Here is a 1,841-nt window from a genome sequence, read left to right as displayed (position 1 = left end):
CCTCGCGAAGGACCGCAACAAGTAGCACGTAACGACCTCCAGGGGGTCAATCCCAAAACGTCGATAGGGGGTCAGTTCCAATCCGCCGTTGACACAAGCGGCTGCCGAACAGTGAGCCCAGGCTGCGGGCCGTGTTGGACAAGCTCACCGCGAGGCACGGCACGGTTCTGGTCGTGGTCGACCAGCCCGCCTCCATCGGGGCCCTGCCCCTGGCGGTCGCGCGGGACGTCGGGTGCCGCGTCGCCTACCTGCCCGGTCTGACAATGCGCAGGATCGCCGACCTCTACCCGGGCGAGGCCAAGACCGATGCCCGCGACGCGGCCGTCCTCGCAGACGCCGCTCGTACGATGCCCCACACCCTGCGGGGCATCGAGCTCGCCGACGAGACCATCGCCGAGCTGGAGATGATCGTCGGCTTCGACGACGACCTCGCGGGCGAAGCCACACGCATCGCCAACCGCCTGCGCGGACTGCTTACCCAGATTCACCCGCACCTGGAGCGCGTGCTGGGGCCTAGGCTCGACCATCCGGCGGTGCTGGCCCTGCTGGAGCGGTTCGGTTCCCCGACCGCCCTGCGTAAGGCCGGACGCCGCCGCCTTCTCGGCGTCGCCCGGCCCGTGGCCCCGCGCATGTTCGAGCGCCTGGTCGAGGACATCCTCACCGCCCTCGACGAACAAACCGTGGTCGTCGCGGGTACCGAGGCGGCCGCACTGATCGTGCCGAGTCTGGCCGGTTCGCTGCGGGCCGTCCTCGATCAACGCAATCTCCTGGAGAAGCGGATCCAGGAACTGCTGGACGAGCATCCGCTGTCGCAGATCCTCACGTCCATGCCAGGCATCGGCACCAGAACTGGTGCCCGCGTCCTGATCGACGTCGGCGACGCAGCCGCGTTCCCGACCGCCGCCCACCTCGCCTCCTACGCCGGCCTCGCTCCAGCGACCCGCAGTTCCGGCTCGTCTATACGCGGCGAGCAACCCTCCCGCCGCGGCAACAAACAGCTGAAACGGGCGTTGTTCCTGTCCGCGTTCGCCTCCCTCGGTGACCCGGCCTCCCGGACCTACTACGACAGGAAGATCAGCCAGGGTAAACGCCACACCCAGGCACTGCTCTGCCTGGCCAGACGCCGGGTCGATGTCCTCTTCGCGATGCTCCGCGACGGCACCCTCTACCAATCCCGCCCTGCCCAACGCGGTCAGCTCAGCCGTGGCTTCGCCAGCAGCACCACACGGTCGGCTGCGGGGACGAACCCGAGCACCGGGTTCGCATAGTCACCCTCGGCGGTCATGACCACCGGCTTGCCCAGCCACCGGCCGATCGCGGCCAGGAAATCACACAGGGTGTCTACCCCAGCCTGGCCCTGCAACTCGCGAAGGTCGACATCGAAGTCAATCTCGTCAGCACACATCGGACGGAAGATCACCAACACACCCGGGACCGGCCAGACCCGCAGATCGACCGTCTCCCCATCGGCGGGACGCGACAGCACCTCCACCGCGGGCGGCAGTGGCCCGACGACTCCGCCCACTGAATACTCCCACGTCCATCCCCTCAACCTGACCAGGTCGAACACCGCCTGCCAGTCCTCGACCGAGGCATCCTCCACAGACATATCCGGCAGGGCACCCATCAGATCAGGATCGAAGAAGTCCTGGACGTCGTCCCACAGCAGATCCGGCACCCCGCCATGCTGCCTACCGACACCTCCCGCACGCAGCCTGATTCCTTGACGAACCCCATAGAGGCACCCCCGTTACCTTGTTGATCGTCCCCAGCCGGGGACTGCTCGGTCGCCTGGCCCGGTATGACTTACTGCCCCTGTCGTACGGATGATCCGGGGGGTG

Annotated in this window: 1 protein-coding gene and 1 pseudogene; one reads left to right on the top strand and one right to left on the bottom strand. The window is 67.5% G+C overall.

Annotated elements, in window-relative coordinates; all coding sequences use genetic code 11:
- Positions 1 to 95: 95 nt before the first annotated feature.
- Positions 96 to 1,178, top strand: a pseudogene (locus B118_RS29330) (IS110 family RNA-guided transposase); the annotation flags it as partial.
- Between the two features lie 14 nt (positions 1,179 to 1,192).
- Here B118_RS29330 and B118_RS0124820 read toward each other — a convergent pair.
- Entirely contained in the window at positions 1,193 to 1,678 is a 486-nt protein-coding gene (locus B118_RS0124820) for a hypothetical protein (protein WP_028193667.1), read from the bottom strand.
- Between the last annotated feature and the right edge of the window lie 163 nt (positions 1,679 to 1,841).

The organism is Salinispora pacifica CNR114, assembly GCF_000514775.1.
GTDB classification, from domain to species: Bacteria; Actinomycetota; Actinomycetes; order Mycobacteriales; family Micromonosporaceae; genus Micromonospora; species Micromonospora pacifica.
The sequence above is the reverse complement of the archived record's forward strand: the minus strand, read 5'-3'. Positions and strand labels throughout refer to the sequence as shown.